Annotated in this window: 25 protein-coding genes; 16 read left to right on the top strand and 9 right to left on the bottom strand. The window is 70.4% G+C overall.

The features are described 5' to 3' along the window. Positions 1–181 precede the first annotated feature (181 nt). From BSZ37_RS00775 to BSZ37_RS00760, 4 genes are all read left to right on the top strand, one after another. Entirely contained in the window at positions 182–619 is a 438-nt protein-coding gene (locus BSZ37_RS00775) for a hypothetical protein (RefSeq protein WP_095508714.1), read from the top strand. A gap of 582 nt (positions 620–1,201) precedes the next feature. Further along, positions 1,202–1,711, top strand: a complete 510-nt coding sequence (locus BSZ37_RS00770) for a hypothetical protein (RefSeq protein WP_095508713.1) — start codon at positions 1,202–1,204, stop codon at positions 1,709–1,711. Between the two features lie 631 nt (positions 1,712–2,342). Beyond that, the gene (locus BSZ37_RS00765; RefSeq protein ID WP_095508712.1) at positions 2,343–2,585 is read left to right on the top strand and encodes a hypothetical protein; all 243 of its coding nucleotides are present in this window, start codon (positions 2,343–2,345) and stop codon (positions 2,583–2,585) included. Positions 2,586–2,803: 218 nt separating this feature from the next. Then, the gene (locus tag BSZ37_RS00760; protein WP_095508709.1) at positions 2,804–3,145 is read left to right on the top strand and encodes a hypothetical protein; all 342 of its coding nucleotides are present in this window, start codon (positions 2,804–2,806) and stop codon (positions 3,143–3,145) included. A 1,186-nt stretch (positions 3,146–4,331) separates the two neighbouring features. On the opposite strand, the gene BSZ37_RS00755 is transcribed toward BSZ37_RS00760, so the two are convergent. Beyond that, entirely contained in the window at positions 4,332–5,408 is a 1,077-nt protein-coding gene (locus BSZ37_RS00755) for an IS110 family RNA-guided transposase (protein ID WP_095508711.1), read from the bottom strand. Positions 5,409–5,599: 191 nt separating this feature from the next. Between BSZ37_RS00755 and BSZ37_RS00750 the strand changes: the two genes are divergently transcribed. From BSZ37_RS00750 to BSZ37_RS00740, 3 genes are all read left to right on the top strand, one after another. Further along, positions 5,600–6,040: a YdeI/OmpD-associated family protein gene (locus tag BSZ37_RS00750; protein WP_095508710.1), complete on the top strand. Its 441-nt coding sequence runs from the start codon at positions 5,600–5,602 to the stop codon at positions 6,038–6,040. Between the two features lie 155 nt (positions 6,041–6,195). Next, positions 6,196–6,537 carry a hypothetical protein gene (locus BSZ37_RS00745; RefSeq protein WP_095508709.1) on the top strand — a complete coding sequence of 114 codons (342 nt, stop codon included), beginning with the start codon at positions 6,196–6,198 and terminating at the stop codon, positions 6,535–6,537. A gap of 168 nt (positions 6,538–6,705) precedes the next feature. Next, positions 6,706–7,323: a dihydrofolate reductase family protein gene (locus BSZ37_RS00740; protein WP_095508708.1), complete on the top strand. Its 618-nt coding sequence runs from the start codon at positions 6,706–6,708 to the stop codon at positions 7,321–7,323. A gap of 716 nt (positions 7,324–8,039) precedes the next feature. Here BSZ37_RS00740 and BSZ37_RS00730 read toward each other — a convergent pair. Next, positions 8,040–9,209: an IS110 family RNA-guided transposase gene (locus tag BSZ37_RS00730; RefSeq protein ID WP_095508706.1), complete on the bottom strand. Its 1,170-nt coding sequence runs from the start codon at positions 9,207–9,209 to the stop codon at positions 8,040–8,042. 166 nt (positions 9,210–9,375) lie between these two features. Here BSZ37_RS00730 and BSZ37_RS21720 point away from each other — a divergent pair, with 166 nt between their 5' ends. The 4 genes from BSZ37_RS21720 to BSZ37_RS00715 all read left to right on the top strand — a co-directional run bounded on the left by BSZ37_RS21720 (position 9,376) and on the right by BSZ37_RS00715 (position 12,547). Next, positions 9,376–9,552, top strand: a complete 177-nt coding sequence (locus tag BSZ37_RS21720) for a hypothetical protein (RefSeq protein ID WP_179299409.1) — start codon at positions 9,376–9,378, stop codon at positions 9,550–9,552. A 330-nt stretch (positions 9,553–9,882) separates the two neighbouring features. Then, on the top strand, positions 9,883–10,332 hold the full coding sequence (locus BSZ37_RS00725) for a hypothetical protein (RefSeq protein WP_143537521.1): 450 nt from the start codon (positions 9,883–9,885) through the stop codon (positions 10,330–10,332). Between the two features lie 179 nt (positions 10,333–10,511). After that, the gene (locus tag BSZ37_RS00720; protein WP_095508704.1) at positions 10,512–11,054 is read left to right on the top strand and encodes a hypothetical protein; all 543 of its coding nucleotides are present in this window, start codon (positions 10,512–10,514) and stop codon (positions 11,052–11,054) included. Between the two features lie 200 nt (positions 11,055–11,254). Continuing rightward, the gene (locus BSZ37_RS00715) at positions 11,255–12,547 is read left to right on the top strand and encodes an HNH endonuclease (protein WP_095508703.1); all 1,293 of its coding nucleotides are present in this window, start codon (positions 11,255–11,257) and stop codon (positions 12,545–12,547) included. 94 nt (positions 12,548–12,641) lie between these two features. Here BSZ37_RS00715 and BSZ37_RS00710 read toward each other — a convergent pair whose 3' ends face one another. The 6 genes from BSZ37_RS00710 to BSZ37_RS00685 form a co-directional block, all read right to left on the bottom strand. Further along, positions 12,642–14,585: a DUF5131 family protein gene (locus tag BSZ37_RS00710; RefSeq protein ID WP_095508702.1), complete on the bottom strand. Its 1,944-nt coding sequence runs from the start codon at positions 14,583–14,585 to the stop codon at positions 12,642–12,644. Between the two features lie 44 nt (positions 14,586–14,629). Further along, positions 14,630–14,905, bottom strand: a complete 276-nt coding sequence (locus tag BSZ37_RS00705) for an RNase H1/viroplasmin domain-containing protein (protein ID WP_095508701.1) — start codon at positions 14,903–14,905, stop codon at positions 14,630–14,632. A gap of 28 nt (positions 14,906–14,933) precedes the next feature. Continuing rightward, positions 14,934–15,947, bottom strand: a complete 1,014-nt coding sequence (locus tag BSZ37_RS00700) for a hypothetical protein (RefSeq protein ID WP_095508700.1) — start codon at positions 15,945–15,947, stop codon at positions 14,934–14,936. Positions 15,948–15,958: 11 nt separating this feature from the next. Further along, positions 15,959–16,282 carry a helix-turn-helix transcriptional regulator gene (locus tag BSZ37_RS00695; RefSeq protein ID WP_095508699.1) on the bottom strand — a complete coding sequence of 108 codons (324 nt, stop codon included), beginning with the start codon at positions 16,280–16,282 and terminating at the stop codon, positions 15,959–15,961. 123 nt (positions 16,283–16,405) lie between these two features. Then, positions 16,406–17,584, bottom strand: a complete 1,179-nt coding sequence (locus BSZ37_RS00690; protein ID WP_095508698.1) for a hypothetical protein — start codon at positions 17,582–17,584, stop codon at positions 16,406–16,408. Beyond that, on the bottom strand, positions 17,577–18,776 hold the full coding sequence (locus BSZ37_RS00685; RefSeq protein ID WP_095508697.1) for a site-specific integrase: 1,200 nt from the start codon (positions 18,774–18,776) through the stop codon (positions 17,577–17,579). Before BSZ37_RS00685 ends, BSZ37_RS00690 begins: the two co-directional genes overlap by 8 nt. A 459-nt stretch (positions 18,777–19,235) precedes the next feature. Between BSZ37_RS00685 and BSZ37_RS00680 the strand changes: the two genes are divergently transcribed. The 4 genes from BSZ37_RS00680 to BSZ37_RS00670 all read left to right on the top strand — a co-directional run bounded on the left by BSZ37_RS00680 (position 19,236) and on the right by BSZ37_RS00670 (position 23,266). Beyond that, positions 19,236–20,405, top strand: a complete 1,170-nt coding sequence (locus BSZ37_RS00680; RefSeq protein ID WP_179299408.1) for a PQQ-dependent sugar dehydrogenase — start codon at positions 19,236–19,238, stop codon at positions 20,403–20,405. Positions 20,406–20,485: 80 nt separating this feature from the next. After that, positions 20,486–21,769, top strand: a complete 1,284-nt coding sequence (locus BSZ37_RS00675) for a sensor histidine kinase (RefSeq protein WP_095508695.1) — start codon at positions 20,486–20,488, stop codon at positions 21,767–21,769. 22 nt (positions 21,770–21,791) lie between these two features. Beyond that, entirely contained in the window at positions 21,792–22,121 is a 330-nt protein-coding gene (locus tag BSZ37_RS21715) for a hypothetical protein (protein WP_179299407.1), read from the top strand. Further along, positions 22,118–23,266 carry an adenylate/guanylate cyclase domain-containing protein gene (locus BSZ37_RS00670; protein ID WP_179299406.1) on the top strand — a complete coding sequence of 383 codons (1,149 nt, stop codon included), beginning with the start codon at positions 22,118–22,120 and terminating at the stop codon, positions 23,264–23,266. The genes BSZ37_RS21715 and BSZ37_RS00670 overlap by 4 nt, the downstream gene beginning before the upstream one ends. Positions 23,267–23,586: 320 nt before the next feature. Here BSZ37_RS00670 and BSZ37_RS00665 read toward each other — a convergent pair whose 3' ends face one another. Continuing rightward, positions 23,587–23,850, bottom strand: coding sequence for a hypothetical protein (locus BSZ37_RS00665; RefSeq protein ID WP_143537520.1), 264 nt, complete (start codon positions 23,848–23,850; stop codon positions 23,587–23,589). A gap of 36 nt (positions 23,851–23,886) precedes the next feature. Between BSZ37_RS00665 and BSZ37_RS00660 the strand changes: the two genes are divergently transcribed. Beyond that, the gene (locus BSZ37_RS00660; protein WP_095508692.1) at positions 23,887–24,585 is read left to right on the top strand and encodes an NAD(P)-dependent oxidoreductase; all 699 of its coding nucleotides are present in this window, start codon (positions 23,887–23,889) and stop codon (positions 24,583–24,585) included. Positions 24,586–24,686 lie beyond the last annotated feature (101 nt).

Below are 24,686 nucleotides of genomic sequence, written 5' to 3'. Positions count from 1 at the left end.
CGGGGGGCTGGCGTATCCCCTAGACCGCCACGGGGTTTGTACGTAACCTCCGCACGTTATCCGTCGCGGCCCGCTGGTTTTATCCGGCCCCGCGACGCCCAATACCTGTTCTACCGCGCTCCCTCCTGCAATAGGAGGCGCAGCCAGGGGTTGGGCCCGGACCCTACCTCAGTCTTGATTGATGCGACCGCTCCTCACCTTCTCCGCTGCCCTGCTCGTCGTCGCCGGTTGCGATTCGGGCTCCCCCCCTACGGCCTTCGACGTCGACATCGCTGTCCTCCCTTACCCCGGCGAGCACGACAACCCTGCGGCCACGGCGGACGTAGTGTTCGTCGCCCCTGGGGTCGCCCCGGCCGCCGGCGACACGGTCCGGTTCGACAACGTCTCGCTCCCGTGGACGTACGAGGCCGAGGCGCTCGGGATCGGCCAATACACGCTTGAAGCGTGCGTGGTAGGCCGGGGCATCCTCGAAGCGAGACTCGACGTGAGCGACGGGTACCAGGGGTTCGTCACACACGGGTTCGGGACGGAGTTCACCCCGGACGGGACCCAGGGGACCTGCGCCTACGGGAGCTTCCGGGTCAGCGACCGAACGGAGACGCCGCCGTGGGAGCAGTAGCGCGCTGTAGCCCCGCGCGGTAGAACCCGCCGCTGTAGGCCGACCCGGGGCGTGAGCGCTGTTGCTTCGCTCCGCGCGCCGGCGTCTACGTTGCCACGTCGACCCGTTCCGCCCGTCGCCCCGGGCGGCTAAGCGGCCCCCTGTTCTGCCGCGCTCGCGCTTCGCCAGTCGCCGGCGTGCCCGGTCTGCGCAGCTATCGTCCGGCCCCGCTCGCGCCGACGCTCGCCGGGCCTCAGCTCGTCCCGACCCGCTGGCGGCCCCCCGCACCGGCCGCGCTCCGCGCCGCCGACGTCTCGCGAGCACCGGGCGTCGTGCCCCGTCCGGGTCGGAGCGGGGGAGGCATCGAGCGGTCTCGGGCCATGGGCGCGCGGCAGAACCCGCCGCTGCAGGCCGACCGAGGGCGTAAGCGGTCTCGACTTCGGGGGCATCGGGGTATCCTGTTGCCGATCCGTCCCGTTTCGCTCGTCGCCCTCGGCGGCTGAGCGGCCCCCTGTTGGGCCGCCTCACGTTGGGCGCTCTGCTTGGCACTTTACAAGGTTCGTCGTCCGACCTACCGTTGCGGCTCACCTCTGCCCGATCACCGTGCGCTCCGTCCCCGCTCTCGCACTCCTACTCGCTCCGGCGCTCCTCGCTGGGTGCGACGCCTTCGAGTCCGACGACCCGTTCATCCCCGGAGAGGTCGTTGCCTCGGTCCGATACGTCGAGCCGGCCTTTCTTGAGGCGTACGCCCGCGAGCACAGCATCGAGGTCGAGCAGGTCGCGTTCCCCCCGGTGTACCTCGTCCAGACCGTCGTCCGCTCCGGCGCCCCCGAGGACTACCTCGCCGCGCTGTCCGCCGACCCGCTCGTCGACACGGCGCGGGTGTGGCGGGGGGACGGGGTCGAGGTCGTAGTCCGGCGTGCGGCGGACGAGGAGCACGTCCGGGCGCTCATCGCGGCCCAAGGCGGGCTCGACGTCGTCAACGTGTACCGGGGTCAGGACCTCGTCGTCTTCGGGGTCCCGGAGGGGCGCGAGGAGCGGTGGGTGAGCCGACTCGAAGACGAGGTGTTCGTGGTCCATGCAGAGCGGAACCAGATGGTGTACCCGCGCTGAGCCCGGGCGGCCCAACCCGCCGCTGTAGGCCGACCGGGGGCCTCAGCGTTCCTGGCTCGTCCGGGCGAAGGCGCCTACTTTCGCTCGTCCACCCGCCGTGCCATCGCCTCCGGCGGCTAAGCGGCCCCTCGTTCTTCCGCCCCTCCCCCCGCGACCGACTACCTTGGGGCCGCTCTTTCTCCTGCCGAACCTGGGCCGGAACCCCGGCCCGCTCTCAAATGGGCACGACACCCGATGCCACGGGTGAGCCCTGCGGGCGGCATCCCGCAGAGCCGTGGGGCTGACAACAGCCGCGCACGGTGTAGCCCAGCGCCCAAAAGCACGTGCACGTGCGAGTACGGCGCCGTGGTGAGATACCGGCCACGTTAAATCCACATCCGCCACCGGATCCTCCACCGGCGGAGCGCTCCGTCGCTGAACTCGACCCCCGTGGACGATCAGCAGACGAAGTCCCGTGACAAGGTGACGCGAGGCGTCGAACGATTCCTCCTCTGGGCCTCTGGCCTGTGGAGCCTCGTTCAGATCGCCGAGCGCCTGTTCACCTGAGCGGGCCGGGGGTGGGGCTTTCAGCCCTGCCCCCGTTTCAGTCTCCAAAAGAACACGGGCCCAACGGCCCTCCCCTCACCCCGACATGGCCGACCCTCAGAGGCACCTCTCCGAGTACGCCGCCGTGATGGAGCAGTACATGGCGTTCCTCATGCGCGACCCGTTCGCCGCGACGCGGGTGCTTGAGGACGCGTACGCCCAAGCGGCCCGTGTCCACGGGATCACGCCCGAGGCCGTAGCCGAGGTGTTCGCGGAACAGACGGGCGAGGCGTCGCCGGTCCTAGAGACCGTCATCACCCATCTCAAGGCGGCGCTCGGAAGCAACTGAGAGGGCCTCCTCCGCCATCGCCATCTGGACACGCCGGATGAACTGGCGGGCGAGGAGGAGCGGGTCGCCCGCCGGGGCGGGAGAACCCGCCGTCGCAGGCCGACCCTCGGCGCCAGCGTCCTCGGTCCCCTCCGCGTTCTCGTCGTCCATCGCTCTGTTGTGGGTTGTGCCGCCTCGGGCGGCTGAACGGCCAACTGTTATACGGCAGCCCAACCCCCATGCTCGAACCGATGACTAGTGAGACGCTGCTGATCAGGCTCCTGCAGCTTGATCACCAGCAGTGGGCCAAGGTCGGCAAGTTTCACCCCGACATCGACTTCTCGTACTTCGACGTGAACCTGCTTGATCTCGTGCTTGACGCGATCGGGCTACCTCAGGACAACACAGTCGAGCAGGCCGATAAGTACGGACCTGAGACTGGGTTCGACCATGCTGACACGTTCTGCCGCGACTATTGGACTACTCAGTTTAGGGACCGCGTGCAGGATGGGACTCCTGATGAGTGTGCCGCTTACATCAGCTGGGTCCGCAAGAGCTACGCGGAGTTCCTCGGCAAGTAAGGCTGCTTCGCTGCCGTATAACTCACCGCTGCAGGCCGACAGCACGCGCGAGCGTTCTTGCTGCGTCCGAGCGGCGGTGTCTACGTTGCCTCGTCCACACCGCCAGTCGTCAGCGTGCTGCGGCTGAGCGGTCAACTGTTCGGCGGCGCGGTGCCAACCGGACGCTTCCCGCTCTCTGCCTCGGGTGCCGGCCCGTCCCGCTGGCGGCCGTCGCCAGCGTCCGGCCCCGCTCGTCGCTCTGCGGCCCTCCCGCTCGCTCCCGCGCCGCAAGCCGGGGCTCGGCGCTCGCTCCGTTTGCGGCGCTCCGCTCGCTCCGGGCCCCGCCGCTCCTCACCGGGCCTCGCTCGGTCGCTGGCGTCGAGCCCGTCGCCCGGCGCCGCCGCGGGCAGCCGCGCCCCCTCGGCGGTCGCGGCATCGCCGGCGCTCCGGTCTCGGCGCTGGCGGGAGGACGGGGAATCGGGCCCTCGCCCGTCGGGTGGTGCGCCGCCGAACCCGCCGCTGCAGGCCGACCGAGGGCGGCCACGTCCTCAACTTCATTTAGGGTGGCGTATCCTCCTGCCAATTCACGCCTCACCGCTCGTCGCCCTCGGCGGCTGAGCGGCCGTCTGTTAGGCGGATCTGATCGTCTCGCTCTACCCTTCCTGCGATATGCCATATCCACAGAAAGTCACCCCCAACACGGCAGCGCCTGGCGATGCTCTCACAGTCACGATTACGGGGATCAGTTCACGAACGCTACTGACGTGGGATTCGGGACGGGAGTATGTGTAGAGTCTTTTACAGTCGTTGGCGACGGGGAGATCTCTGCGCGCCTCAGCGTGGAAGTCAAAGCTTCTGCCGGCCCCCGGACTGTTACTGTTAGCAACAGCGGAAGGACTGGAACTTTACTGTCCGGTTTTACTGTCTCGTAGGCATTCTTCGGTAACGCTTACCCCACGATCCGCCTAACCCCCAAAATCAGGTAGATGTCAAGTAGGGCGTTCTCGGTGAGGTACGGACAGTCTCTTCCTGCACCCCGCGTCTGACGGGGCGCTCGGTCTTTGGAGCTACGGCACCGCGTTGCTAGATCGGCTGGGCTGCCACCGGCGGAGCGCCGGCGGGCCACACCCCCAAACGGGCTCTCGCTATCGGTCTCCGACAGCGGACGCGTTCAGCACGTCGTCCCAGATCTCTGTCGGCGGCACGCCTACTCCCCTCCCATTCCCGCCGAGGGCGGTCGAAGGACGGGGCCTTCGCCGGCGCCAGTTATGCTGGCCGGGCTCGGGAGTAGGGGCCATTGCTCCTTCTTGGCGCGGCTCAGAGGTCTCCCTTTGAACCGGCCGTTGAAGTCTTCTTGCTTGCGGAGGACGTGATAGACGATCCGGGCCATCTCTTTGGCGACGAGCGCGCGGGCGACGGCCTCCGGCTTCTTCCGCTTCTTCGTCCCGTACCACGCCCTCACCTCCGGGTAGTACTGGAGGGCCCGGACCGCCGCGTGCGAGAACGCCAGCTTCAGGTACCGATTCCCGTCCCGGCTCCGCTTGTGCCGGGCCCGCTCGCCGGAGTTGTCGGCCCCCGGCACGAGCCGGCAGTAGCTGAAGAACTGGCGCTCGGTGGGGAAGCGGGCGATGTCATCGACCTCCAGTCGGACCGTGAACGCGCCCGCCTTCCCGATCCCCGGGACCCGGAGCAGGCGCTGCACGTCGTCGTCCGGGACGAGGTGGGGGTGGAGCGCCTTCTCCAGCCGCTTGATCTGGGCATGCAAGGACTCGGCCTGCTCGATGTGGCACTGGGCCTGGAGCTGGCCGAGGGCGTCGAGGTCGGCCACGTCCCGGACGTTGTGCTTCTCCAGCAGGCGGGCGATCGAGTTCTGCGCGGCGACTCTCCGCTCGACGAGCCGGAGCCGGGTCCGGAGCACGTCGCGGAGGGGCCGCATCTCGTCGGAGATCATGTGGGCCTCGGGGAGCAGGTCGGTCCTCAGAAGATGGGCCAGCATCTTCGCATCTGCGGCGTCCGTCTTCACCTTCGCGGCGGCGATCGCCTTGACGCCCTTGGCATGGGCGAGGTGGAGGTGTACCTCGCTGGAGATCGCGTCCTTGACCCAGTACCAGCCGGTCGTGCACTCGACGGTGGCCGCGTGGTCGCCGGGGATCTGGGCGAAGTAGGCCCGGAGCGCCGGGGCCCGGCAGGGCACCTTGGCCGTGGCGACGACGGCGCCCTCGGCGTCGAGGGTGGTCGCGGTGACGGACCGCTTGTGGAGGTCGAGGCCGGTGAAGTACGTCATGGCGGCGGGGGCGGATGGGATCTCAGGGATGGCTGCCTGATTGGAATGATCCCGCCGCTGCAAGCCGACGAAGGGCGTCAGCGCTCTCGGCTCGTCCGAACGTCGGCGCTACTTTCGCTTAGTTCCGCTTCCGTGCCCTTAGCCCTTCGCGGTTGAGCGGCCCTCTGTTCTACCGCGCTGACACACCCTCTATGTCCTTCACCGCACGTCTGGAACTCCACGGCAAGACCGCGACCGGAATCGAGGTTCCGGCCGATGCCGTCGAGGCGCTCGGCTCGCACAAGCGACCGCCCGTTCGGGTCACCCTCAACGGGTACTCGTACCGGAGCACCATCGCTCCCCGGGGCGGCAAGTACATGCTCCCCGTCAGCGCGGAGCACCGCGAGGCGGCCGGGGTCGAGGCGGGGGACGAGGTCGAGGTCTCGCTGGCGCTCGACACGGCGCCGCGGGAGGTCGAGGTCCCATCCGACCTCGCGGCCGCGATGGCCGAGGACCCCGCTGCCCGCGAGCGGTTCGACGCCTTGTCCTACAGCAAACAGCGGGGGCACGTCCTCTCGGTCGAGGGGGCGAAGGCGGCCGACACCCGGCGGCGGCGGATCGAGAAGGTGCTGGGAGCTCTCCGAGAGGGCTAGGGCGCGGGCGCGGTAGAACCCGCCACTGCAGGCCGACCGTGGGCTTCAGCGTCCTCGCGCGTGTGCGATTCGGCGCCTACATTCGCTCGCACACTCCTCGTGCCCTCAGCCCCCGGCGGCTGAGCGGCCAGCTGTTATACGGCAGCCCAACCCCCATGCTCGAACCGATGACTAGTGAGACGCTGCTGATCAGGCTCCTGCAGCTTGATCACCAGCAGTGGGCCAAGGTCGGCAAGTTTCACCCCGACATCGACTTCTCGTACTTCGACGTGAACCTGCTTGATCTCGTGCTTGACGCGATCGGGCTACCTCAGGACAACACAGTCGAGCAGGCCGATAAGTACGGACCTGAGACTGGGTTCGACCATGCTGACACGTTCTGCCGCGACTATTGGACTACTCAGTTTAGGGACCGCGTGCAGGATGGGACTCCTGATGAGTGTGCCGCTTACATCAGCTGGGTCCGCAAGAGCTACGCGGAGTTCCTCGGCAAGTAAGGCTGCTTCGCTGCCGTATAACTCACCGCTGCAGGCCGACAGCACGCGCGAGCGTTCTTGCTGCGTCCGAGCGGCGGTGTCTACGTTGCCTCGTCCACACCGCCAGTCGTCAGCGTGCTGCGGCTGAGCGGTCAACTGTTAGGCAGCTACCACCCATCCCAAAGCTGAATGCGCATCGTGCTCAATGACTTTATCAGCCTAGACGGCGTCGTGCAAGCTCCCGGTGGCAGAGGGGAAGACCCTGACGGGGGGTTCGAGCACGGCGGCTGGTCGATGCCGTTCTTCGATCCCGAGTCGATGGGGGCCGCCCTCAGCGACGCGATGCAGAGCACCGAAGCGCTGCTGTTCGGGCGGCGCACCTGGGAGGTGATGGCCGACGCCTGGCCAGCGCGGGCTGGGGACCCCTTCGCCGACATGATGAACGAGATCCCGAAGTACGTCGCGTCGCGCACGCTCTCGGCGGAGGAGGCCGCCTCGCGCTGGGGCAACACGAAGGTGCTCGGCGGTGACGCGGACGCGATCGGTTCCATCCGCTCGCTCCGGGCGAAGGGGGGCGACGCCACCATTCAAGTGATGGGCAGTGCCTCGCTGGCCCAGCAGCTCGTAGAGAACGACCTGGTGGACGAGTACAGGCTGATGGTCGAGCCGATCCTCCTGGGTGGGGGGAAGACGATCTTCCCATCCGACGGGCGCGCCCGCCCCCTGGATCTCGTGTCGGTGGCGCAGGCCAAGACCGACGTTCTCATCTGTGTCTATCGTCCGGTCTCTTCGGCAGAAGGCGAATGAGCGAACGGTGTGGCCGCGTCCAGGGAGAGGTGGGGCCTTGGCACACACCCGGCGGAGACGCTTCGCTGCCTAACCCGCGGCTGCACGCCGACGAAGGGCTCTGGCGTCCCCGCGCTGTCCCGCCATCGGCGTATCCTCCGCTCCGAACCACCGCCAGCGGCCGTCGCCCTTCGCGGGTGAGCCGCAATCTGTTCTACGGCGCTCTCACTACGTTCCATGAGCCCACGCTCCGACACGTTGATCCCGGCCAAGGTCGGCAAGCCTGCACTCCGTGCCCTGACCGCCGCCGGGGTCACGACGCTCAGCCAAGTTGCAGCACGCTCCGACGCGGACCTGCTTGCGCTGCACGGTGTGGGGCCGAAGGCGGTCCGCGTCCTCCGAGCGGCGCTGGCGGAGATTGAGGGAGCGGGGCTGCCGTAGCCGGAGCGCCGTAGAACCCCCATAATCAGGTCTTTGTCAAGTAGGGCGGTTCCGGCGCGGTAGGGCCAGTCTCGCCCGGCGCCCCTCGGTCTGAGGAGCGCTCGGTTCTCGGAGCCTTGGCACCGCGTCGTCAGATCGAGAGGGTCCTCGTCAGTCGCTTCTCGAAGCGCTGGCGGGCCACACCCCCATTCGGGCTCTCGCCGTCGGTCACGACGACGGCCGAGCGTCGGGGCTCGGCGTCCCAGATCTCTGTCGGCGGCTTGGGCCGTCGGGGCGAGAGCCCCCGAGGCGGCCCGCTACTCGCTTCCCATTCCCGCCGAGGGCGGTCGAGCTTGGGGCTCGCCGTCGCCAGTTATACCGGCCGGGCTTGCGAGGAGCGGCCATTGCTCCTTCTTCAGCCGGCTCAGGGGGCGTCCCTTGAACCGGCCGTTGAAGTCTTCCTGCTTGCGGAGGACATGGTAGACGACCCGGGCGATCTCCTTGGCCACGAGCGCCCGGGCGACCGCCTCCGGCTTCCGCCGCCGCTTCGTCTTGTACCAGTCGCGGACCTCCGGGTAGTACTGGATCGCCCGGACGGCGGCGTGGCTGAAGGCGAGCTTGAGGTACCTGTTCCCGTCGCGGGACCGCTTGTGGCGGACCCGGTCGCCCGAGTTGTCGGCGCCCGGGACGAGGCGGCAGTAGCTGAAGAACTGGCGGTCGGTCTCGAAGCGCGAGACGTCGTCGACCTCGAGGCGGATCGAGAAGGCGACGGCCTGGCCGATGCCCGGGATGCGGAACAGGCGTTGGACATCGGCATCGGGGACGAGGTGGATGCGGAGGTGCTTCTCGAGCCGCTTGATCTGCTGGTGCAGGAGCTCCGCTTGTTCGATGTGGGTCTCGGCCTGGAGCCTCCCGAAGGCGTCGAGGTCGGCCACGTCGCGGACGTTGTGCTTCTCGAGGAGCCGGGCGACCGAGTTCTGGGCGGCCACCCGGCGCTCGACCAGGCGAAGCCGGGTCCGGAGCACGTCGCGGAGCGGGCGCATCTCGTCGGAGATCATGTGGGCCTCGGGCAGGAGGTCGGTCCGGAGAAGATGGGCCAGCGTCCTCGCATCTGCGGCGTCCGTCTTGACCTTCGCGGCGGCGATGGCCTTGACGCCCTTGGCGTGGGCGAGCGTGAGGTCGACCTCGGGGCCGCCGTCGGCCCGGTCGGCGAGCGCGTCGCGGACCCAGTACCAGCCCGTCGTGCACTCGACGGTCGCCGCGTGGTGCCCGGGCTGCTGGGCGAAGTAGGCCCGGAGGGCGTCGGGCCGGCACGGCATCTTGGCCGTCGCGACGACGACGCCTTCGGCGTCGAGCGTGGTCGCGGTGACGGAGCGCTTGTGGAGGTCGAGGCCGGTGAAGGAGGTCATGGCGGCGGCGGCGAGTGGGATCCGAAGGATGGTCTCCTGATTGGAAGGATCCCGCCGCTGCTGGCCGACAAGGAGCATCAGCGCTCTCGGATTCCTCGGCGCCGTCGTATGCTGCCGCCGTACCACCGCTTTGCCGCCGGCTCTTTGCGGCTTAGTGGCCCCCTGTTCTGCGGCCTGTGCGCCAAGCGTGCAACTGCTTCCCTACCATTCCGTAGCTCCCCTTCATTCGGACACGAGGTGCACCATGTCGAAGGCCACATTCGCCCTCCTCACGACGGTCGGTTTCGTCGTGGCAACGCTGGCGATCGGGATCCGGGGCGTTGAGAACTGGGAGCCCTACGAGTTCTCGTTCTACTACTTGATGCTGGGCTGGGCGGCCCATGAGGTGTACCGCCGTCGCTTCTCGGCTTCGACGGCGTAGGGGCTCGCCCGAGGGGCGGCCGCAGAACCCGCCGCTGTAGGCCGACCGGGGGCGTCAGCGCTCTCGGCCGTTGCTGGCGTCGGCGCCGCTCCTAGCTTCGGATCACCGTCGCGCCGCCTCAGGCGGCTGAATCGCCAATCGTTCTGCCGCCCCGGCGCCTGTAGTTCGGTTGCACCAGAGGGCCGCTCCCGCACCGACCTATGCTGGAGCGAGTCCCTCGCGTCCCGTCCGTTGAACCGCCCCGCGCTCTCTGTTTTTGTCCTCCTGACGGCTATCACTGCCGGGTGCGCTTGGCGGGGTACGAGCGGGCGGCTCCACGCCGAACCCTCCGTGGCGTCTGCCCTCCCGTTCTCGAACGTTGGCGTCTACGTCGCGGTCGGTGGGAACGAGTCATGCGGCCGGACGGACCCCCGCGTTACGGACGGGGAGGGAACCCTAAACGGCCGTGCGATGGCCTTCTCTACCGACGGAGACTTCTTCGTGGCGCGGTCCGTCGAGGACATGCGGACTTCGCTCACATCCCGGGACGACTACGGCCCGATCGTCTCACGAGGGAACTACCGCGTGGTGGGCGGTCGAGTCGATGCCCGAGCCGTCATCCCAGGAGGGGATTCCTCTTTCCGGCACATCGTGGTCACGTACACCCTCATTCCCACCGGGCCAGAGTCGTTCCTCAGCGAGCAGCTCTTCAGCCGAGGGAAAGTGGTGGTCCGCTACGGGGAGCACGAGGAGAGGTGGGTCTGCTACCGCCAGCGGTTCGAGCTGTCCAGGAGCGAGTGAAGGACACGACGGAAGCGGGCGGCAGAACCCGCCGCTGTAGGCCGACCGGGGGCTTCAGCGTCCCCGTCTCGTCCGAGCGCCGGCGCCTACCTTCGCTCGTCCACCCGCCGCGCCGCCAGCCCCGGCGGCTAAGCGGCCAGCTGTTCTACGGCGCTGCCATTTCACCAATCTGAACCCGCATGGAAAGCAAGGCCGCTCGCCGGATTGTCGAAACCATCGGGATCATCGGCGTCATCGGCTCGCTCATCTTCGTCGGCATCGAGATCAGGCAGAACTCGGTCACTACGAGGGCGGCCACGGACGCGGCCATCGCCGACTCCTTCCGGGAGTTGAGCTTGGCCCAGGCAACGAGCCCCGCGCTTGCGAGTGCCTTCGCGGCCCACGCCGCCGACCCTGCTTCCGCCCCCGGAGAGGCCCAAGTGCTCATGCTCGGGTTCTGGCGGGCGCTGTTCCACATCTGGTCCAACGTCCACCGGCAGCACCTGAATGGGACCGTGGACCCCGCGATCTACGACTCGGTCGTTCGCGAGATATCGAGTTACGCAGGGCCTCCTTTGACGGCTGGGCCCTCGGGTGAGATCGAGGTTCGGAGGCGGCTCATGTCGTGGGCGTGGACGAGCGAGCGGTTTCTGTTCAACACGGACTTCCAGGAGTTCGTGGATGAGCTGTTGGCGTCACCCCCTCCACGCACTTCCACCTGTAGCGGCCGGGACGACGGGTAACACTGTAGACCGGGACGACGGGTGACACGGTCGGGGGCGCAGTCTAGGTCTTGAGCTGGTAGTCCCGCCCGTCGGGATGGCCAGGGGAGGCCGGTCGGCCCCTGAGGTCTCACATGTCGACGCGGGATCCGAGGCCGCCGTGGGGCGATCGGCGAGGGTCAGGCCCGCCCCCACTACCTTCCGCCCTCCCGGCCCGTGCCATGACCACGGCCCAGTCCGCGCTCCTCGCCCCCGCCGTCCGCCTCCTCGAAGCCGAGGCCCCGGGGCCGGTCGCCCTCGACCGGCTGTACGACGCCGTCGAACGGGCCGTCGCACTCGACGCCGACGACCTCGTCCCCCCGACGCTCCGCGGCCGGCCGACGAAGGAGCCGGGGTGGCACCGGAACCTCCGGAACGCGCTGAAGGCCGAGAAGGTGGCCGGTCGGCTGGCCAACGTGGCCCCCGGCTACTGGACGGTCGCGCGACCGGACGCCGAGCGGCACGTCGACCCGGACCGGGCGTGGGCCGAGGTAGTGGCCGCCGCGCGGCGGTCGGTCGGCGACGTGTTCGAGAGCCCGTCACGGGGCCGGCGGTACAGGGTGTCCGGCGCCGACGATGGCCGGATCACCATCGACCGGCTCGACGCCTCGAAGGCCGAGACGCTCTCGCCGGTCGAGGTCCGCCGGGCCGTCGTCGCGCTCAACGCGGCCGGCGGCCGGACCGGGGCGCGGACGCTGAACTACACGGTGACGAAGGAGACGGCGCTCGTCCACCTCCACCCCGACCTCGACTGGGACGGGGGCCGGGTCGTCGCTCGGGACCGGCGAGGCACGCCGCCGTCGACGGCCGCCGAGGCCCTCGACCGGCTCACGCGCGACCAGCTCCTCGGGGCCATCGCCGCGCTCGACGCCGGGGCCGAGACGGCGTTCGCCGACTCCCGGGACTACGACGTCGTCCACGACGGGCGCCGGTACGCCCCGCTCCGGGTCGCCGCGCTCGCGGCCGAGTCCGTGTTCGGCCGGCCGCTCCGGCCCCACTCCGACGACGGGGATCCGGCCTCGACGATCAAGGGCGGGCTGGGCTCCCCGTGCTTCCGGGCCCTCGAGCGGAACGGGTTCGACGTCGTCCGGAAGCGGGAGCCGGCCGACGGCCCGTATCCCGACGAGGTGGAGCCGGTCGGCCCGCGGGCCGAGGGCGGTCGGGTCCGCGTGTGGGTCGACCGGTACGAGCGGGACCCCGCCCTCCGCGACGCGTGCCTCGCGCACTACGGGTCCGTGTGCCGGGTGTGCGAGGTCGACATGGCCGAGACGTACGGCCCGCTCGGGGCAGGGTACGTCCACGTCCACCACGTCCGGCCGCTGGCGGCGGGCGGGGAGCGGGAGACGGACCCGGTCGCCGACCTCGTCCCGGTCTGCCCGAACTGCCACGCGATGCTCCACCGGGGGCGGGCGCCCGACGACCCGAGGGCGGTCGGCGCTCTCCGGGCCGCCGTCCAGTCGCTGCGGAGAGACTAGCGTCGTTTGCTGACGGGCACCGGTGGGCCATCGGAGACGTCGGCGGTGACCTCCCCTCCTGAGGTCCGGGGCGCGGTGGCGCTTGGGATAGGGGTCAGGCGGGGCGCCCTGCGGACCGCGGGCCTTTCGGCCGGACCGGGGCACGGTCCAGAGCGGCTCGGTCGGGCTCGGGGTCGGGCTCGACCGCAGCGAACGGGGGAGGGGCGTCGAACGGGACGGTGCCGGGGAACGGGATGTGGCCCCGGAAGTCCGTGTTGTCCTTGATGTAGACGTGGCCGCCCCGGGCCCACACCGCCCCGACGAGGTCGCGGACCCACGCCGGGTCCGGCTGGCGCTCGCCGTCCCACCGCGTGGCGCTCTGGCCGCCCACGGCGAAGAACGTGGCCTCGGCGTCGAGGAGCGGGGCCGGGTCGATCGGGCCGAGGTACGGCTCGACCGAGACCCACTTGCCCCCTCCGCCACGGACCGCCGCCAGACCCGCGGCGGCCGCACGGACCTCGGACTGCGTCGTGACCGTCACGCCGACCATCACGTTCGGCGGCCACACGAAGTCCCCCAGCCGCCCCGCCAGCTTCGTCAGGACGAACACGTGCCACTCGGGGTGGGCGGCGATCTCGTCGATGACGGCCTGGATCCACCAGTCGGGGAAGACCCCGTTCATGATGTCCGTCATGGACCCGTAGAACACCGAGCGGAACCACTCCCGCGCCCACTCGGGGGACCGGTCGGGGTCGGGGACCGGCGTGTGGTCGAACGCATCGAGCCGAGCCGGGTGGAGCGTCGGGACGAACGCCTGCGGGTAGAACTTGAGCGCGAGGTCGGAGGCGTAGCAGAACCTCCGGCCGCAGCGGTGGGTGCACCCGGTCGACCCGTTGGTGGAGTACATGGCCCAGCCCACGAGCTTGCCCGTGTTGTTGAACGTCTTCCGGATCCCGGCCGCGCGCGCCGCACGGCGGACGGCGTCGACGTCGAGGACGAGCTCGTCGCCGACCCGCTCGACGGGTCCGCCGTACTCGTGGAGCTCGCCGAGCTCGACGACGACCTCGGCCCGCCCGACCACGGCCGCGTGGGCGTTGTGGGCGTCGAGGAGGGCGTCGGGGCAGAGGCCGACCGGGACGACGACGAGGAGCGGGGGCCGGTCGGTCGGCCCTTCGGGGACGTAGGGCTCGTCCACGACCGCGTCGTCGGCGCGCGCGTCGAGCCCCTCGTCTTCGAGGATCTCGATGTCCTCGATCAGCTCCGGGTGGTCGTCGAAGAGGAGCCGGCGGCGGCTGACCTCGACGATCCCGACGGCGACGCCGACGACGACCGGCCGTCCGCCCCGACCGCCGTCCTCGACGCGCTCGGCCCGGACGACCTCGGCGGCCTCGCCGACGAGCTCCGGCGTGACGTCCTCCGAGAGCGAGGCGAGCGTGAGCGCCTCGACGACCGCGTCCCGGTCGACGCGCGGGACCTTGGTGAACCGGTCCCGCGCGAGCGCGCCCCATGGCCACGGGTCGCGCTCGGACTCGTCGTTGTGTGTGAGCGCCACGTCGCCCTCGACCTGCTCCCCGGGCTCCTCCATGTTGAGCACTCGGAACCGGGCCGCCGCGAAGTGCCGGGCCGCGGGCGCGGTGGCCTCGGCCTCGGCCATGGCCCGGCCAAGGCGGGCGGCCTCGGCGATCCGGTCGGGGTCGTCCCGCAGGGGGCTGAGCGCGACCGCGTGCGAGACGACGGTGACCGGCTCGACCCCGGCCTCGCGGAGGGCCCGGTCGACGACCGCGAGGTCCTTCAGCTGGTACGACCGGCTCTCGCTCATCTCGAGGTCCTCCTCGGCCACGCGGGCCCACGGGCGGGCCCGCTCGTGCCGGGGACGGAGGCTCCGGAACGCCATGAGGGCCAGGATCGCGACGCCGACGCGGACCATGGCCGGGAGCGTGTCGCGGTCGGCCGCCTTGATGTCGGCGACGAGCCGGTCGTGCTCGACGCGGTCGTCGTCGGTGAGCCCGTCGGGGGCGATCGGGGCGGTGGGGGTGTTCGTGTCCGTAGGGGTATCCATGTCCGTGGGGTGTGGGGGCGGTCTCCACAGTTGTGGAGACCGGGCTACTCGGAGGCGATGGCGACGCCGGCCTCGCGGAGCGCGGCGCGGACCTCGTCCGTCAGCGCCACGACGGTCGTCCGGCCGCCGTCGTGGACTTCCACGTAGGGGAGGGCGTCGGCCTCGTCGTCGACGTGGCGGCCGAGGTAGGCCTCGGCCTGGGCCCGCGTCCGGAACGACCTGTGCTCCGCCCCGGGGTAGAGGGCGACCTGCTCCTGGGCCTCGGCCCAAGTCTCGTAGACGCCGCGTCTGCGGCCGCGGCGGACGGCGTAGAACTTCATGGGAGTGCGCCTGGGGCGCGGTGGGTGGTCAGGTGGCGTAGGTCCGGGCGACGGCGTCGACGGCCGCCTCGAACTCGGCCTGGAGGTCCGAGACGGACGAGTAGCGGGGGCTCAGGACCCACTTCCGGACCGTCTCCTTCTGGTCCTTCGCCTGCTGGGCCGTTAGCCCGTCGGAACGCCGGTCAGCGTCGATCCGGGCGATCTCCGCCGAGAGACCGCCCGTCGCGAGGATCCGCTGGACCCCGTGCCACCGGATCCGGTCGGTGGCGTTCTCTGGTGTGTAGGCTGGGTGGGGGACCCGGCGGAACGAGAGGTCTCGCACTCGGGCGGCCCAGACCTGGGCGAGCTCGTCGCGCGCCTCGGGGTCAGCGAGGACGCCGGCACGGACGACGCCCCCCTCGTCCTTGAGGTGACCGAGGTAGCGGGGGACGCCGCCCCGGTGGAGGACGTACTCGACACGCCCGACGTGGGCGCCGACGTGAGCGGTCGGGAGCGGGCGGCCATTGTCGAGCGCCTCCTCGACCTTGTCGTAGAGCCGGACCTCGAACTTGTCCGCCTTGTGGTAGGCCGTCCGGTGCCCGACCCGCCAGGGCGTCGTGCCCGGGAGGTCCTCGCTCGCGTCGGCGTAGGCGCCGACCGGACGGGGGAGGGCGAGGTCGCCCGCGAGCTCGATCTTCGTGAGCCGGCCGCTCGCTACCGTGCCCGCAGGCGCCTCGAGGAGGTCGTCGAGGGCCGCGAGCACCCGGGCGACCTCGTCGGGCCCGAATGGGTCGTCGGCCGACAGGAGGCCCACGGCCACCGCCCAGTTCCGGAGGCTCCCGGCGACCAAGAGCCCGCTCGGGCCGTTCTGGATGTAGAGGTTCTCGTGGGACGCCGACTCGGCGTACACCTCGCCCAACGCGTCCTCCTTCCCGGTGAACCCCGGGTGGGACCGGAGGACCCAGTCCGGTGCCCAGAACCCGTCGACTCGGTTCCGGACGAAGTCGGGGAAGACGCTGTGGGTGGGCCGGCGCTGGAGCGCCGCCGTGGGCCGGTTTGTCATCGGGGCCACCGCTACTGCGTGCCCCGGCCGCGCCCCTTCGGCACGACGTAGCCCTCCATCAAGTAGGCCTCGATGTCGTCGGCGCGGAACCTGACGGTCCGCCCGCGCTTGAGGAACGGGATCTGGCCCTCGGACTGGAGGTAGCTGAGGTGCCGGTCGCTCCATCCCGTGAGGGCGAGGACCTCCTGTCGCGAGAGGTAGGTCGGGATCGAGGCCCGGCGGAGGACCTCGGGGAGCGCGTCGGTCAGCGCGTCGGCAACGGCCGGCCGGACGGCCTCGGCGACGAGCGCGATCAGAAACGCTTGGAGAGCAGGGTGGAGGTCTCGGAAGTCCACGGCGACCGCTTGCGGTTGTGTGCCGCAATAGACCGATTCCTCCGGCCCCCATCATCCCACCAACGATGGGGTGCATTACCCACGAGCGATGGGCACGCTCGATCGCTCCCTCTCAGCGAGGGGCTAGGTCGGTCGCGGCACGACCGATAGGTACAGGAGGCCTGCCCAGTCCCGGAGTGCTTGCCGCTCGCGCTCTGTACTGAGGTCCTCGTCCTCGAACACTCTGACCCCTTGCTCTCGCAGGCGCTCCATCTGCACCCTCTTCTTGGAGAACCAGTTCTCTAGGCTCTTCGCGCTGGAGTATGGCACGGGGCTGGTCGCTTCCGTCCACTCCTCATCGAATCGGGGAGGGCCACCAAGTACCTCGGTGACGAGGAGGTCGTACGCGTTACTGAGAGAGCTCGCCCTACCCCCCCAGACGAGCGCGGCCACAGCGGCACGGAAGAAGAGGTGATCCGACCTGAGTAGAGTCCGTCGGTGTACTCGTGTGACCGCATCAAGGTCGACGACCGCAGTGGCCTTGACGGGCCTTCCGAAGAGGAGGGGGCGGTCGAGCGCTTGGTTGAGGACGGTCCACTCGAACTCGGCGGCACCTACCTCCAGCGCGAGCGGCTTCCTACGATTCTCCGCTTGTGCCACCACTCGGTCGATCGCCCGAAGTGGGTCGACGTCGTCCCAGTCCTCAGGGAGCGCGCGGAGGTTGGTCGCTACCCTAAAGCGGAGCCATTCAGTGAAAAGGACGGCACCGGCACTTGTGTTTCCAGGGCTATGGATCCAGGGGTCATCGGCGTCCTTCCAGACCCCGAGCACGACCGACGAGAGACCGAAGAGGTCGTGCTGAGCAGGCCCGTCATAGATGTCCCACGACAAGACTTCTACGTGGGGGTCACTCTCCTCCTCGACAAGGTTCCTGTGGATCAGGACGAGTTTGCCCTCGTGATCTCGTGTAACTCGGATCAGCCGAGCCAGCGACTTGTACCCCTCCTCGTACCGAACGGCCTCTTCATACTGCGAAGCTAGAGAGTCTCTTCGAGTGCGGCACCTTGACTCCGCATCCACCAGGGCGCGATATCCGCTCGTTCTGACGAACTCAGCGACGAGTGCGGTGGCCCCGTCCAAAAGAGACTGGGCGTCTTCGGACGACACGTCCTGCCCCTCCGGCGTCGGTCTCCCGAGGGCAGAGAGGTACGAGCGGACGAGACTGCCTGGGATCGGGACGGGATGCGATTCAGGCCCTGGCTGAAGCGCTTGGGCGACGGCTTCAACTCTACGCTCCCGGGAGTAGTCCTGGCTGTCAACCATCGGTCCACATGATGCCGGCCAAACGGTCAGCGGCCTCCTGATCGAGGCTCGCGAGGTACGCCTGCGTCGTGCTCAGCGACGAGTGCCCGAGCGCCCTCGACACGTCGAACAGGCTGCCGCCCCGCCGCCGGGCGAGGTCGGCGAAGCTGTGGCGGGCGACGTGCATCGTGAGCCCCGTGTCGTCGACCTCGACGCCCGACGCCGCCCGCTTGAGCGCCGCGTTGATCCGGCTGTTCGCCCGGTTCGCCGACCGCCGGAGTCGGACAGGGTCCCGGGTGTCGGCCGCCGTGATGAGCGGGAAGAGGAGGCCACCCCGGTCGGCGGCCGTCTCGGCATACCGTTCGGCGATCGCCCGGCCCTCGGGCGGGAGACCGACCGTGACGGTCTCGCCCGTCTTCATCATCCGGTATCGGAGTCGTCCGCCGCGGACGTCCGTCGCCCGGAGCGCGGCGAGGTCCGAAGCCCGGACGCCGGCCCCGTAGAACGAGAAGAGAAAGACGTCGCGGGCGAGCGCCTCCGTCGAGCCCTCGGGGAGCTCGGCGTCGGCCAGCGCTCGGATCTCGGGCATGGTCAGCTTCCGGCGGTGGACGGGGGCGGCGCGCGGGGGAGTGTACGTCAGGAACGGGTCCTGCCCCGCCTCGAGCTCGCCCTCGCGGATCGCCTCCCGGACGACCCGACGGAGCCGCTTCATGTGGTTCCGGATCGTGTTCGGCGCGTTCTTCGCCCGGACCCGGAGGTGGGCCTCGAACCGGCCGAGCGCGTCGCGGTCGAGCTCGGCCCAGAGGACGTCCTGACCGAGCGCGGCTCGGAGGTGCCCTAGCGTGACCCCAAAGTGCTTGTGCTGCCAGTACCGTCCGGCCTCGTCGAGCCGCCCGACGTGGCGCTCGAAGTAGCCCGTCGCGCTCCCGGCCGGTCCCGTGAGCGCGGCCACGACGGTCCCGGCCGACGAGGCGTCGAGCGCGGCGGACCGGGCGTCGTTGAGGAGCTCGCCGAGCCGGCGGTTGTAGGCGTCGGCGAGGTCGCACGACGACCGGACCTCCTGGCGCCGGTCGTTCCAGTCCCGGGGCCGGACGTAGATTCCGGTCGACGTGAACCGGCTCTTCCTGTTCGCGGTCGCCCGGAGATAGACGGGCGCGAGCCCGTCGGCGCGGGTCTTCTGCGTGCGGAGGACGAGCTTGACGGAGGCGGCCACGGGCTCAGGGGTACAACGATGGGTACAACATTCTACGGCGCGGTGTGCGACACCGGGTTGTCATGGATCATCGCCCACGGGCTCTCGTGGCCGATATGGCCTATCCTGCGAGTCCGGATCGCACTCGGTCGCAGTGCCTCAAATCCAACAGGGCCCACTCCGAAGCCCGGTATCCTGTTGTGGGATACCGGGGTTTGTGACAATGGGTGGAACGAGGGTGGAACAACCGCGACGGTCCGACACCTCGACTCCGCCGACCGGCCGATGGCGAGGGAGGCATCGGTCCTGATCGGGCGGAGTCCACGGTCGATAACGGTGCGTATCGCTGACTTTCACTATCACCGGACCGGGGACATTCAGAGTGGCTGCCGCAGCTTCAAGCTGAGCGGCCCGTGGACGGTCGAGCGCGCAACTCGGCGCCCGCCGTCCCGTCCCAAGAGGGGTCTCGCTTTGGTGCCCATGCCCGCCCGCCTCGGTCTGCTCCTCGTGTCCCTCGCGCTCGCCGCGGCCCCCGGCGCCGCGCAGGCCCCCGGCAGCGGCGCGATCCCCGGCACCGACGGCGCCCCGCTCCCCGACGGCGTCGAGCACGCCCCGCTCGAGGCGACGCTCCAGGTTGTCGCCTCCGGGTTCCGGATCCCGTGGGCCGTCGAGGTCCTCGGCGAAGACGAGCTCCTCGTCTCCGAGCGGTTCGGCCAGCTCGTCCACGTCCGGGACGGCGAGGTGCGCACGCTCGAGGGGCTGCCGACGGGCCAGATCCTCCCCGTCCCCCCGCTCTACATCGGCGGGTACAACGACGTCAGCCTCCACCCCCAGTTCGAGACGAACGGCCTCGTCTACCTCGCCTACGTCGGGTCGGACTACCGGATGGCCGTCGGCCGGTTCGACTTCTCCGACCGGACCGTCCGGGACTTCGAGGTCGTCTTCCACTCCAACGCGTTCTCCATCGGCTCCCGGATCGCGTGGCTGGACGACGGCCACTTCCTCGTGACGCAGGGGATGGCAGGGTACCCGCTCCCCGATCCGGGAGCCCAGGTCCTCGCCAACCACAGCGGCAAGATCCACCGGCTCCGTGCGGACGGCTCGGTGCCCCCCGACAACCCCGTGTTCGACGGCGCTACGGAGCCCACGAGCGTCTGGAGCTACGGGCACCGCGACACGCAGGGCCTGCTGGTCGAGGGCGGCGTCGTGTACTCCAACGAGCACGGCCCGCTCGGCGGGGACGAGCTCAACGTGATCGAGCGGGGCGGGAACTACGGGTGGCCCCTGTTCTCGTACGGCCTGAACTACGACGGGACGCCCGTCGGCGAGATGACCGAGGCGGAGGCGGCCGAGGCGACGGTGCTCCCGGTCAAGGCGTGGGGGTCCGAGTTCAACATGGCCCCGTCGGGGCTCGTCCGGCTGGCGGGGAGCGCGTTCCCGGCGTGGGACGGGGCGTTCGCTTGGGGGGCGCTGGCCCAGCGCCGGCTCGTCGCCTACGACCCCGCCACCGACCGGACCGCCATCCTGCTCGAGGCGGCGGGTCGGATCCGGGACGTGGCCCAGCTCCCGAGCGGGGCGCTCCTGGTCCTACGTGATGCGACGGACCTCGAGGCCCGAGACGGGGAGGTGGTGCGGGTCACAGCGCGGTGAGCGCGAGGGACGTGCCAGCGGCTCTGGGCGCCGGTCCCACCCGGGGCGGTACCATCCAGCCACGCCCCACGCCCGTCCCCATGGCCCAGGAGCCTGTCCACGCCGAGGTCGCCGAGGTCGTCCGCGCGTTCTTCGAGACGTGGATGACCCCGGGCACGTCGGGCGCCGACGCGGCCTACGCCCTCGTCGCCGACGACTTCACCGGGCTCGGCACGGGCCCCGGCGACCGGTACACGACCCGGGAGGCCGTCCGGGACATGTTCATCGAGGAGAAGGCGGCGGCGGACTGGGACGCCCACGAGCCGAACTACCGGATGGAGTGGCTCGACGTCCGCCTGCTTCGGCCGGACCTCGCCGTCGTCGAGGGCCAGGTCCAGTCGACGGTCGCTGTCGGCGACGAGACGTACGCCGTCGACCCCCGCGTCTCGATGGTCCTAGACCGGGGCTCGGGCCGGTGGCTCCTCGCCCACTTCCACTTCTCCATCGCCGACGCCGTGATGGAGGAGGGCGAGACGCTCGTCGAGGCGCTCACGCGGCGGACCCACGTGCTCGAGCGCGAGGTGGCGGCGCGGACGGCCGAGCTGGAGGCGTCGCTGGCCGAGCTCCGGGCGGCGCAGGCGCGGCTCGTGCAGCAGGAGAAGATGGCGAGCCTCGGCGCGCTCACGGCCGGGATTGCCCACGAGATCAAGAACCCGCTCAACTTCGTGACGAACTTCGCCGGGCTCTCGGAGGAGCTGCTCGACGACCTCGACGCGGAGCCCGACCCCGACGAGCGGGCGGCGCTCCGGGCCGACCTCCGGGCCAACGTCGAGAAGGTCGGCCACCACGGCCGCCGGGCCGACGCCATCGTCCGGGCCATGATGGCCCACGCCCGGGGCGGGAGCGGGGAGCGCCGCCGGGTCGACGTCAACGCCCTCGTCGAGGAGCACGCGGCCCACGCTCTCCACGCTGAGCACGCGCGGCACCCGGAGAGCGAGGCGGTCCTGGCACTCGACCTCGGCGGTGGCGTCGGCGCCGTCGAGGCCGACCCGCAGGAGATCGGCCGGGTCGTCGTCAACCTGATCGACAACGCGCTCGACGCTGTCCGCGACCAGGCGGTCGGGTCCGTGACCGTGTCGACGCGCCGGGCTGAGGGCGGCGTCGAGGTCCAGGTGGCCGACGACGGCCCGGGGATGCCGGAAGCCGTCCGCGCGAGGGTGTTCGAGCCGTTCTACACGACCAAGCCACCGGGCGAGGGGACCGGCCTCGGGCTTAGCCTCAGCTATGACGTCGTGGTTCAGGGCCACGGCGGGCGACTCACGGCCGCGAGCGCGCCGGGCGAGGGTGCCATGTTCACCGTTTGGCTCCCTGCTCGGATGGCTTGAGCGCCACCGCCTAGCCCCCGACGTGTCCGACACCCCGGCCGCCCCCGTCCTGGACACCCCCCGCTCGCGGGGGGGCTGGCGGCGCGGGGCGCGATGGTTCGGGGCCGAGTTCTTGGTCGTCGTGACCGGCGTGCTCGTCGCTCTCGCCGTCGGGGCGTGGTGGCAGGGCTGCCAGGACGCTGCGAGGGAGATGGTCGCACACGGGAGTGTCGGCGTCGCCGCCCTTCTTCTGGCGCAAGCGCTGACCGGCTTCTCAGCGGGGGCGGCCTGGGGGGCGGGCGTGTTCGAGCTGGCCGTCGCCGCGCGATGCCCCCGACGTCTACGCCAGCCCTCGGCGGGCGACGTGACATGAGCACCCGACTCTCCCCCAACGCCCGGCGCACGGTCCGCCGCGTCGCCCCCTTCGGGGTGATCTGGCTCCTGGTGGACCACGTGTTCTCGGTCTCGAACTACGCGGCGGTCGGGAGCCTCTCGGCCGACTCCCACGAGGGCATCCAACTCGACGCCGGGATCTACGTCTTCGCCAGCCTGGCGTCGTTCGCTGTCGGGTGCCTCGTCGGGGTCGTCGAACTGCTGTTCCTGAACCGGGCCTTCGCCGCGAGGAGCCTCGGGGCCAAGCTGGTCGGCAAGACCCTGTTCTACGTCGCGTTCCTGACCGTCGTCGTGGTCGTCCTTTACCCCATCGCAGCGGCGATGGAGATGGGGACCGGGCTGGCCGACGCCCGCGTCTGGGACCGCCTCGGGGCGTTCGCGGTCAGCATGGAGAGCCTGAGCACGGGCGTCCAGATCACGGCGTCCCTCGTCGTCTCGCTGTTCTACGCCGAGATCAGCGAGCACCTGGGCGCCCGCGTCCTCACCAACTTCCTCACGGGGCGGTACCACACGCCGAAGCGGGAGCGGCGCGTGTTCCTCTTCTCCGACATGAAGTCCTCGACGGCCATCACGGAGCGGCTGGGCCACGCCCGGTACTTCGAGTTCCTCCGGGCGTACTACGACGCCCTCGCCGACGCGGTCGTCCGGCACGAGGGCGAGGTGTACCAGTACATCGGCGACGAGATCGTCGTGTCGTGGCCGGAGGAGGCCGGGCTCCGCGACGCCAACGGCGTCCGGTGCGCGCTCGCGATGCGGGCGGCGCTCCGGGCGCGGGCGGGCTGGTTCGAGAGAGAGTTCGGCGTCGCGCCGGACCTCCGGGCGGGGGTCCAGACAGGGGACGTGACGACGGGCGAGATCGGTGCCCTGAAGAAGGAGATCGTGTTCACCGGCGACGTGCTCAACCAGACGGCCCGTATCCAGGCCCTCTGCAAACCGCTCGGCGAGGACGTCCTCGTGGGCGACGCGCTAGCGGCGCGGCTCGAGGAGACGGACGGGTGGACTCTCCGGCCGGTCGGCGACCAAGTGCTCCGGGGGAAGGAGCGGCCGGTGGCGCTGTTCGCGGTGGACGTGTCGGAGACGAAAGGTGCTGGCGCCGCCGTACACCAGACTGCAGAGCCTGTGTAAGGGTAGTGAGCCGGATCGTGTAAAATCCCGCAGTAGCGAGATCTGTCGGGGCGGCGACCTCTCCAGCGCGCCCTGCTCCCGCTCCGGGTGGAGCCGAAGCGTCCGGCCGCCCCGCTTCGACTGGACACAGAGGTCCCGAACCGAACGGGGCCGACAGGCCGCGGGATCGAACTCGACGACGCCATACTCGCCCCGGCCTCGGTCGGTGTAGGTCCGCCACGCCCCTCTCTCTTCGCCCCCGGGGCACGTCGCGACCTCGTGGCCCCAGTCTAGGCGAAAGCGGTCGGTCGTGTACCCGCCGTCGGTCCGTGCCTGCCAGTTCACGTCCCCCTCGGCGGCCCGACGAGCCCGACCCCGTAGCGGTCTACGCCGCTCACCAGGAGGTCGGCGCTGACGTAGTCCGCGTCGGCCAAGTGCTCGGCGGCCGAGAGCCCGTGCTGGTCGAGGGTGCCGAGGATAGCGTCGGTTCGGGTGGCCTCGTGGACGGCGCCGGCCGTCGTGTCGGCGTGGACGACAGGCCCGCACCGCGTAGGGCCTTGTAGCTTGCCCTCCCATGACCGCCTCCCACGTAGCAGGCTCCCCATGAGCACGGCGACCCACCGACCTCACGTAGCGAGGGCATGAGGAAGGTCTGCATCGTCGGGGCCTCCGGGAAACTCGGGCGGTACATGGTCCAGCACGCGCTCGACCGCGGCTACGAGGTCGTCGGCGTCTGCCGGGAGCAGAGCGTGGGGAAGCTCGACGCGTTCGCCGACCGCATCACCGTCGTCCCCGGCCCCACCGACGACCAAGCAGTGATCGAGCGGGCCGTCGCCGGGTGCGACGGGGTCCTCACGGTGCTCGCGCCCTGGGGCGTGGAGCAGTACTCGACGGGGACGGCCCAGGCCGTGCTCGACCTCGCCGAGCCCGGCGCCCGCCTCGTCTTCTCCTGCGGCTGGCACATCACGAAGGACGGCCGCGACGTCTACCCCTGTAAGCTCAGGGCGTTCGTCGCCGTCTTCGGGGCGCTCGCGCGGCTCACCCGCTTCGCCGACCTCGACGACCAGGTGGAGGCGTGCCGGCGGATCTTCGAGAGCGACACGCGCTGGACGGTCGTGCGGGGGAGCGACCTCGAGGAGGGCGAGAGCGAGGGGCTCCCGGTGTGGAGCCGGCACGTCGGCGACCCCATCCTCACGAGCAACCGCACGCGGCGGGTGGACTTCGCCCTGTTCATGGTGGAGGCGCTCGAGAACGAGGACCTCGTCCACGAGGCCCCGGCCATCGTCGGGTGCCGGACGCCGTCGGCGCTCGCACACGCCGCCCAGGCTGCCGCCGTGTGAGGTCTCCGACCGCCACTGCCCATGGAGGCAGACCGTGGTTGTTCGACGGAGGTCGGTCCCGCTCGTAGGACTGCTCCTTCACGGGAGCCCGAGGGCGTACT

Origin of the sequence: Rubrivirga marina (assembly GCF_002283365.1) — a bacterium.
GTDB classification, from domain to species: Bacteria; Bacteroidota; Rhodothermia; order Rhodothermales; family Rubricoccaceae; genus Rubrivirga; species Rubrivirga marina.
This window is presented reverse-complemented; position numbering and strand designations above follow the sequence as displayed.